The organism is Nostoc sp. CHAB 5715, from assembly GCF_020829685.1.
Taxonomy (GTDB): domain Bacteria; phylum Cyanobacteriota; class Cyanobacteriia; order Cyanobacteriales; family Nostocaceae; genus Nostoc.
Genome location: NZ_JAIVFR010000283.1, coordinates 1 through 7,760, shown reverse-complemented (window position 1 = coordinate 7,760; position 7,760 = coordinate 1). Strand labels below are relative to the sequence as shown.

The following is a 7,760-nucleotide window of genomic DNA, read 5'->3' as shown; positions in this document are numbered from 1 at the left end:
TTACACACTGTACAAATTGGCCATAGTATGGGTTACGATTTTTGGTCGTTTCAGGCGCTTTGCATAACCCCGATTTATTCCCATATTTGCGTAGGCGTAGCCCGTCGTAGACATCGCTGAGTGCTAAACACGGCTGAAATAGCCAAATTGCGTGTAGTACTTATGTACAATGCGTAAGTCCTAAAAATAACAATAATTCACATTGATTTTATTCCGCATTACTACGCAGGGCATTTTAGACGCTTCAAGTTAATGTGTATTGAATATTTTAGTGGATATTACTTATTAATAAATTGAAAGTTTTCAGAAATTTAACACTATTTTGACTTTAATATCAACACTTGCAACAAGTAATGTTGTCAAAGTGGCTGAAGAAGCTTATGTCTAAATAGTTTCAAGTAAAACAGTAAAATTTTAAACTTTTATAATTCTAATGCTAGCTAATAAGGTTACTAAAGATACATTAGACAATATTTTGGCACTTCAAATAATAGTCGCTTGGGCTGGAGAAGGAGTTTGTGACCCTAAGCGTCTCGATTGGTGGCGTACAGACTTAATTGATGAAAATGGTGGTGGTGACTTATTTGGGCGGCTCTTTCCCAAGACGCATCAGTGGGCATCCTTACAAGCGGTACGACAGGCAGCAATCCAGCAAGATCGGCGTAAGCGCTTAGATATGGCGAAGCCTGATGCTGTAAGAACACTGTTTTTTTGGGGGTTTACCGTTGATGAGCAGTTGACAGAACGACTGGCTTTCCACAAGCAGAGCGGGGTCAAACCGGTAGATGTTTTACCTTTATCTCTGGATATCTATCAGCCTTTTTCTGCGGCTGACTTCGAGGAAGCCATCTGTATTCCGCACCAAAAGGTGGATTTTAAAGTGGTTCCTAGTGGACGGGAAATTTTTGGTGAAATGCTCAAGGCATTAGACGAATGTGCTAGGAAGCTAGCATTTGCACTTTTGCCAATTGTAGAGAGCTACCCCATGCCTTTTTACCGTTTGGAGGAGCGCTAAATTCGATGGCTACTAAAGTAATTCAGCGGCAACTCCTCCATCCAGTAGCAGCCCAATCTATGTTGTTTCATGGCAAAGAAGTCATTCAATTCCATACCAGATTGCTACGTACATCTTTAGCGCTAGAAGAAAGCCGCGCCTACTGGGAACACTTCAGGATAGATATACCTAGAGAACAACGGGCAGTTGTTGCTTTTGAAGAACGTTGGTTTGGTAGTAATCGATGGTAAGACAAGCAACTTGCCTGTTGTTCTCCTTTATCCAGGGGAGCGAAGGGATTTGAACGCTCTGTCTTTTATGGACGAACTGCCTTCTGACCGGGACTATCGACCTCGAATTTACTCATGACTGACCCTTCGGGTTCGCCAGTTGTTCATGGGGGAAACCCCCAAGACCACACTGGCTCACTTTATTACTGCAACTCTTAGAGAGGTGATGCCATGCTAATTAAGGAAATTTTTGCTGCTGATGTCACCCGTAATATTGCTCCAGTCATTTATTTCCATGAGCAAAAACCTGCCAAGGTTTTAGAAGAAGTCTCTGAATACATTATCACAGGCGGTTATCCGGAAACTGACCCCCGCCACAAGCGTGTGCAGTCGGGAATTCACGAGCAGTTTGTGAAGCTGCTCAATTCTGGGGTACAAGTATCATCGTAACAGAAAACCAGGTTAAGCTTAAAAGTCTTATCCTGTAAGGTTTTTATTGAAGGTTGTAGTAACTGATGTTTCAAGTTACCAAGTAGTTGCTTAACGAGAAAACCAGGTTTCAGCGTTGAAATAGATTTGTATTATTAATGTAATAATACTTAACCCGGTTTTCTGTTCCAATGGTACTAATACCCCTTTCTTAATGACAATTTGATCCCGCAGGCCATTATTCCAGCACTAGTGCAAGACAACTTCCTTGCAAAGCCGAGGCTCACTCAATAATGAAGTTTTGTAATAATTTGAAGTTGCTGCGAAAATTTTGGTTTTTGAGTTGATGACACAGTAGAGGAAAAAACTCAAGCGGACGATACGCGTAACACAAGGATCACAATGATTAAAAATTTCAGAAAAAAACTGTTTCCATACTAAGCGCAATTTTGGGATGCATAGTTCTGTCACCAAAATTAGCTTTTTCACAAACTCTTTCAGTTTCAGAATCTACTAAAAATATTACAGGGACTTGGGAATTTGCTAGCCGTAATGGAGTTGGAGGGCCAACTTCGGCTATATATTGAAAAACTTAAAAGTGAATTAATTTCATTAAAAAGTACTAAGGACAAAGAGTAGAATAATCATAGCTAATAAAATCTGTAACTGTTTTATACCTTTATCATTTTTTTACAAACATTACAGCATTCATTCGTTCTCACGAAACATTTAGGACTGCTATAGTTTGGTTTTTTTGTGCTTAATTATGAATACAAATCTGTTAATAGATTACAAAAGTCAGACTAGTACTTTCTTAGACGTACTGGAATACCGAGTACTATCTCAACCTCAGCAAGTAGCTTTCACCTTTCTTGAAAATGGTGAAACGGAGTCGGCACAAATAACCTATGCAGAACTCGCTAGCCGCGCTCAACGCATTGCCGGCTGCTTGCAACTGCATGGGATACAACCTGGAGATAGAGCTTTGCTGCTCTACCCGTCAAGCTTGGAATTCATCGCGGCCTTTTTAGGGTGCTTGTATGCTGGGGTGATTGCAGTACCCACTTATACTCCCCAATCTAAACGCCACTTGCCCAGACTCCAAGCTATTTGCATGGATGCTAAGGCCAGCATTGTCCTCACCGATAGCCAAATTTTGGCGGAACGTAACCGGAAATTTACTTATCCTCCAGAGATTGAGGCAGTGCTTTGGGCAGCCACCGATACTGAGCAATGGACAGAAAGTTCTCTCATCACAGAAGTTACCAGTGAGACTTTAGCCCTTTTGCAGTACACATCAGGTTCGACTAGTCGTCCAAAAGGTGTGATGATCAGTCATGGTAATATTTTGCACAACGAGAAATTGATTGAAAAAGCTTTTGAACATAGTTCTCAAACAGTTTATGCAGGCTGGCTACCACTATTTCATGACATGGGGCTGATCAGCAATCTTCTACAACCAATTTACTTGGGTATTCCCTGTGTTTTCATGCCGCCAGTAGCTTTTTTACAGAGTCCAGTACGCTGGTTAAAGGTTATTTCCAAATATGGGGCAACCACAAGTGGAGGACCTAACTTCGCCTACGATCTCTGTGTTCAGAAAGTGAGTGAGGCTCAAAAATCAGAGCTAGATCTCAGCAGTTGGTCGATCGCTTTCAATGGTGCAGAACCAGTTCGCCTTCATACATTGACAAAATTTGCCACTGCCTTTGCTCAATGTGGTTTTCGACCGGAGTCTTTTAATCCTTGCTATGGCATGGCTGAAAGCACGCTTATTGTGTCTGGCACTAATAAATCAGCCGCTCCTGTGGTGCGATCTGTGAATAAATCAGCCCTGACAGTGGGTCAGATCAAACTAGAGGAAAGCTCCGCAGCACAAGTATTTGTCAGCAACGGTCAACCAGTTCCCGACTTAGAGGTAGTAATCGTTCATCCAGAGAACCTCACGCCTTGCCAACCCGATCAAGTGGGTGAGATTTGGGTATCTGGTTCAATTGTTACCCCTTGAACAGTGGAATTGAGGCGAACTTCTACTGATCCAGCATCGCTGAAGCGAATGGCGTTACCAACTAAGTTAGTGAGAAGTCGGCGTAGTTCCAGGCGATCGCCTCTAACTTTAACTAAAGAAGTTTCAGTACCCTTTGCCAAGACAGCTTTGAGAGTTAAATGTTTAACATCAGCCAAAGGCATTAGTTCTTGCACTACTTGCTGACATAATTCCCACAGGTCAACCACAAAGAAATCCAAAGTTTTGCCTCCAGCTTCATACTGGTAAACTTCTAACAAGGTATCGACCATTGACAACAAAGTTTGGTTACTCTGAGCCATTTGTTCTAAAGATTCACGCATTGCTGATAAGGTATTGCCAAAAACACCTCTTTGCAGCAACTTTAGGAATTGGTCAGCAGCTATCAACGGAGTTCGCAGGTCGTGAGTGAGGCGGGTCACAAAATCTTCCCGTCGCTGACTAAGGAACAGTTGTTCGTCCATACTGTGTTTCAGTCTCAACAAAGCCCGCACCCTGGCCAGTAATTCCTTCTTATCTACCGGCTTGCAAATAAATTCATCTGCACCTGCATCTAAACCTTTGACGACACTTGATTTTTCAGAACCTGTCACCAGCAAAATTGGGATAAAAGGTAAGTTTGAATTGTGCTTAATTTGCCGGGTAACTTCATAGCCATCCATATCCGGCATCACCACATCTAGCAGTACCAAATCGGGAGGAGATTCGGCAATTTGTACCAATGCTTCAGCACCATTGTCGGCTATGGTGACGTTGTATCCCTTCAGCTTTAAAGTGACTTGCAGCAAGCGGAGGCTGTCAGCTGAGTATCCACCAGCAGAATTTTTTGGTTTCTTTGTTCTGAAGTTATATTCCAAGATAAAGTGTTCTTCATAAAATGCAATTGTTAATCTGCCTATGTGTAAGAGCCCTTGTCATTACCAACATATTTTAAAGTGAGGTAGGGATGTAATAGAGTCAGAGTATGAAGTTGAAAAATTTCACAGACCTCAATGCTTGGGCAGTTGAGCAATGGGGAGATGCCGAATTAGGGGATACTCGTCGTACACAAAGAGCGATCGCTATCGGTGCAGCCATAGCTGCCAACCCGCAAGGGAGTTTACCAGATATGATGCAAGGCTGGAATGAAATTCGTGCTGCGTACCGATTATTTGCGGAAGACGATGTAACTCATAAGGCATTAATTCAACCTCACATCACGGAGACGAAACAAAGCGCGACTGAAATAAAATCCAATGTTGTTTTATTCATCCAAGACACAACAGAACTAGATTACACTGATCATCGGGAAGTTAAGGGATTAGGGCATATTGGAGATGGCTTCATGTTGAGGAATGATGCTACACACAAGTTTCGCAGTAGTACCGACACCTCTGAATCCACAAATTTTGGGATTGGCAGGACAAATACCTTGGCTGCGTAGTCAAAAAAAGGACAATGACAACACGTTGGTGGAAGCGTTACCAGAACTACACGTTGGTTAATTGAGGAGTACCATAATGACCAGAAAGAAAAAGGTACAAGCCCCTAAATTTATTTATGGAAAAATAAAAAATGTATAACGAGTGGCGCAGCGCAAGAAATACGGCGTCCGCCTTACTCTTGCCCCTAAATTTATTTATGGGTTTCTTACTTTTGACTTTTGACTTTTGACTTTTGACTTCCCCGAAGGGGCTGACTAATAACTGGTTGTGCTGTAGAAAAACGTCAATTGGAGTCAGCTTCATCATTGGTGACGCTACTTGGCTTTTTTGCTATAGTTTCAGTCAGATTATTACAGTTACGCACCCTTAGTCGCAGCAATCCTCAACTCTTGGCACACCAGTACATCCCTTCAATTATGTTAAAGGTCTTAGTTGCTCGTCTTGGGTTGACAAATTGTGAGTTGACTCGCTTGTGAATTCTTTTTAGCGATCGCTCGTTTGGGTGGTTTTCTTGGCCGCAAATCCGATGGTCTACCTGGTTGGCAGACCTTATGGCGAGGCTGGTTGCGATTACAGGATATGTGTTGGGCTGCTGATTTTATCACCCAGTCAGTTTAAAAGATGTTGGTAATGACAAGCCCTGGAAGCGGGCTTTCAGACTCATGTGGCGAAACCGGTTGATCCAGGAGAACTAGTTGCGATCGTCGCTAGTTTGATTGCTTCTTATAAGAGTTAATGCAAAGATACAGTGATTTGTCAGTGGTCATTTGTTATTTCTCTAATCTCCCTCATATTCCTCATCTAAAAGTGAACTGGTTGTTTGACAGTTAATTGTAGGTTTGTTTGGGTGTAAACTTTCTTCTGCTTGGATGAAAACTTTCTCATCTATACATCAACTAACATCACCTTTGATTAAAAATAAAGAAAAAATTATATAATAAGTATAAAAGAATCTGACTTTTCACCGGAAGTCTTCAAGCCTCGAAAAAGCGTGGCTTTTTCCACAGCCACACACGCTCGTAGCCGTGTGCGGTGAAAGTTGCAAACACGGTTCCGAATGGGAGGGGTGTTGCAGTAATGCACGCTTTGAGCCTAACAGTGTCAAAACTATTGACTAATAGCTAAACAATCATTTTCTGCCCACCAAGCGTAAATCGGCGTGTCGCGGTCTGGTAAAACGCCAAAAGTATTAGGTTGCAACACATTTATGCTAATGCCATTTGTTAATTCCACAACATAATTAACATGTGTACCCAAATACATAACATTGATAAGCTGTCCTTCAAAACAGTTAGTTGGCAAATTGGGTGGATAAAGCGAAAGCTGTATTTTTTCTGGCCGCACGCTCACTAGCACTGCTTGTGATAATTTAGATGGTGTATCTTCAGCGCGGCTAATAACAATTGAGAGTCCCGTTTTTGTTGAAATTTTAATATTAGAAGAGTCTACCGCTACAATTTCACCACTAAATAAATTAGTATCACCAATAAAATCAGCAACAAAGGATGTGCAAGGACGTTCGTAGATTTGGCTGGGAGTGCCAACTTGTTCAATTTTGCCTTGGTTCATCACGGCAATGCGATCGCTCAAAGACAATGCTTCTTCTTGGTCGTGTGTCACCATCACAAAGGTCACTCCCAAGTCTTTGTGTAAGTTTGATAACTCCACCTGCATTTCTTTACGTAGTTTTAAATCTAACGCCCCTAAAGGTTCATCCAGTAATACAACGGTAGGGCGATTGACTAAAGCCCTTGCTAAGGCGACTCGCTGCTGTTGACCACCAGAGAGTTGATTGGGAAAGCGCGATCGCAAACTTTCCATTTTCACGAGTTTTAAAGCTTCTTGGACTCTAGCTTCAATTTTCGATTTGGGTATTTTTTTTAACCGCAGTCCGAAGGCGATGTTATTCCAGACATTCAGGTGGTTAAATAGGGCGTAACTTTGAAATACAGTATTGACGGGTCGGCGGTAAGGCGGCACATTAGTCATAGACTGACCCTGAATCAACACCTTGCCAGCGTCAGCGATTTCAAACCCAGCGATTAAACGCAGTGTTGTTGTTTTACCACAACCGGAGGGGCCTAAAATACTAAAAAATTCTCCCTGTCTGACATCCAAATCGATTCCATTTACTGCTGGTTCTTGGTTAAAAAACTTGAATACATTACGCAGTTCAACATCAAGTGGCTGAAAAGTTGTTATCCCCCTTTGATTCTGCATGACAATTTGAGCCATAATCCTCAGTAGAATGCCGTGATATTACGTGATGTCAGTAGTCTATTAGGCAGACTAGATTTGACACTTTGGTTTATTGTATCCGCCAAAAACAATTGTTCAAGAATATACTCGCCCGATTTTTTTATACCCAGTACTGGGCATAAGTTTAGGGTAATTCTATACAGATAATACCGCTATTGGAATCATTATTTGTCTGATGTCTTTATTTCGATCAATTGGCAGCAAAAAAGATACACATACAGTTGGACATGGTTTGCAATCAATATTTTTAATCGTATTTACCGTATTAATGACTGCTGGTATTGAGGCTGGTTTGGCATTAAATTGTCAAATCGCTAGATATAGCAAATTTGACCGTAAACAGTATTTTTATCCTGACTTACCCAAAAATTACCAAATTTCTCAATATGATCTACCGA

At 41.6% G+C, this 7,760-nt stretch carries 8 protein-coding genes and 3 pseudogenes; 9 read left to right on the top strand and 2 right to left on the bottom strand.

Annotation, left to right across the window (positions count from 1 at the left end):
• Window positions 1-433: 433 nt before the first annotated feature.
• The 5 genes from brxE (at window position 434) to LC574_RS16985 (ending at window position 3,661) form a co-directional block, all read left to right on the top strand.
• Window positions 434-1,015, top strand: a complete 582-nt coding sequence (gene brxE / locus LC574_RS17000; RefSeq protein WP_229454601.1) for a BREX-6 system BrxE protein — start codon at window positions 434-436, stop codon at window positions 1,013-1,015.
• Window positions 1,016-1,020: 5 nt separating this feature from the next.
• On the top strand, window positions 1,021-1,245 hold the full coding sequence (locus tag LC574_RS16995) for a hypothetical protein (protein WP_229454600.1): 225 nt from the start codon (window positions 1,021-1,023) through the stop codon (window positions 1,243-1,245).
• Window positions 1,202-1,363 (top strand): BREX protein BrxB domain-containing protein, encoded by a 162-nt coding sequence (locus LC574_RS39055; protein WP_368736697.1) that lies wholly within the window; start codon window positions 1,202-1,204, stop codon window positions 1,361-1,363. Before LC574_RS16995 ends, LC574_RS39055 begins: the two co-directional genes overlap by 44 nt.
• Window positions 1,364-1,455: 92 nt before the next feature.
• Window positions 1,456-1,674 (top strand): hypothetical protein, encoded by a 219-nt coding sequence (locus tag LC574_RS16990; RefSeq protein WP_229454599.1) that lies wholly within the window; start codon window positions 1,456-1,458, stop codon window positions 1,672-1,674.
• A 745-nt stretch (window positions 1,675-2,419) separates the two neighbouring features.
• Window positions 2,420-3,661 carry a fatty acyl-AMP ligase gene (locus tag LC574_RS16985; protein WP_229454598.1) on the top strand — a complete coding sequence of 414 codons (1,242 nt, stop codon included), beginning with the start codon at window positions 2,420-2,422 and terminating at the stop codon, window positions 3,659-3,661.
• On the opposite strand, the gene LC574_RS16980 is transcribed toward LC574_RS16985, so the two are convergent.
• Window positions 3,616-4,536, bottom strand: coding sequence for a hybrid sensor histidine kinase/response regulator (locus LC574_RS16980; protein ID WP_229454597.1), 921 nt, complete (start codon window positions 4,534-4,536; stop codon window positions 3,616-3,618). The two genes, LC574_RS16985 and LC574_RS16980, sit on opposite strands and share 46 nt — an antisense overlap.
• Window positions 4,537-4,643: 107 nt before the next feature.
• Here LC574_RS16980 and LC574_RS16975 point away from each other — a divergent pair, with 107 nt between their 5' ends.
• The 3 genes and pseudogenes from LC574_RS16975 to LC574_RS16970 all read left to right on the top strand — a co-directional run.
• Entirely contained in the window at window positions 4,644-5,102 is a 459-nt protein-coding gene (locus LC574_RS16975; RefSeq protein ID WP_229454596.1) for a transposase DNA-binding-containing protein, read from the top strand.
• A gap of 490 nt (window positions 5,103-5,592) precedes the next feature.
• Window positions 5,593-5,721, top strand: a pseudogene (locus LC574_RS38075) (IS4 family transposase); the annotation flags it as partial.
• Window positions 5,722-5,737: 16 nt separating this feature from the next.
• Window positions 5,738-5,839 (top strand): annotated as a pseudogene (locus LC574_RS16970) (response regulator); the annotation flags it as partial.
• 371 nt (window positions 5,840-6,210) lie between these two features.
• Here the strand turns inward: LC574_RS16970 and LC574_RS16965 are convergent.
• Window positions 6,211-7,338: an ABC transporter ATP-binding protein gene (locus tag LC574_RS16965; RefSeq protein ID WP_229454595.1), complete on the bottom strand. Its 1,128-nt coding sequence runs from the start codon at window positions 7,336-7,338 to the stop codon at window positions 6,211-6,213.
• 304 nt (window positions 7,339-7,642) lie between these two features.
• Between LC574_RS16965 and LC574_RS16960 the strand changes: the two are divergent.
• A pseudogene (locus LC574_RS16960) lies at window positions 7,643-7,760 on the top strand (hypothetical protein); the annotation flags it as partial.